Source organism: Ancylomarina longa (assembly GCF_003996985.1).
In the GTDB taxonomy this organism is placed as follows: Bacteria; Bacteroidota; Bacteroidia; order Bacteroidales; family Marinifilaceae; genus Ancylomarina_A; species Ancylomarina_A longa.
In genome coordinates this window covers 1-400 of the sequence record NZ_RJJX01000274.1, presented here as the reverse complement: position 1 = coordinate 400, position 400 = coordinate 1, and the positions used below count along the sequence as shown (strand labels likewise).

General features: G+C 38.1%; 1 protein-coding gene. It reads left to right on the top strand.

Features of this window, described 5'->3' with window-relative positions; translation table 11 throughout:
* Positions 1–96: 96 nt before the first annotated feature.
* On the top strand, positions 97–400 hold a 304-nt coding region (locus tag DLK05_RS17150; RefSeq protein WP_127345120.1), incomplete at its 3' end, for a type II toxin-antitoxin system death-on-curing family toxin.

The following is a 400-nucleotide window of genomic DNA, read 5'->3' as shown; positions in this document are numbered from 1 at the left end:
ATTTAGCAATGACGAAGCGACTAAACGTGTTGTGATGCATAGTGCAAAACGAGTCATTAATCAGCATAAAGCTGAAATCCAAGAGCTTGCTTATAAATGAGTTTGATTAGCTCAACATTCGTCATTGCTGTGCATGATGAGATCCTATTACAAACTGGCGTAGGGCGAATAGGCTGTCATATTGAAAAGCTAGAAAGCGTATTAAGCCGTATAGATCAGCAGATGTATTACAGCAATRTAAGCGACATTTTTGAGATCGCAGCATGGTTTGGTATAGCTATCTCAAAAGGTCATGCTTTTGTTGATGGTAATAAAAGAACTGGTTTAGCTGTAATGCTGACTTATCTCGAAATTCAAGGTGTTACCATTCAGGAACAAACAGGTTTAGATGATTTGATGG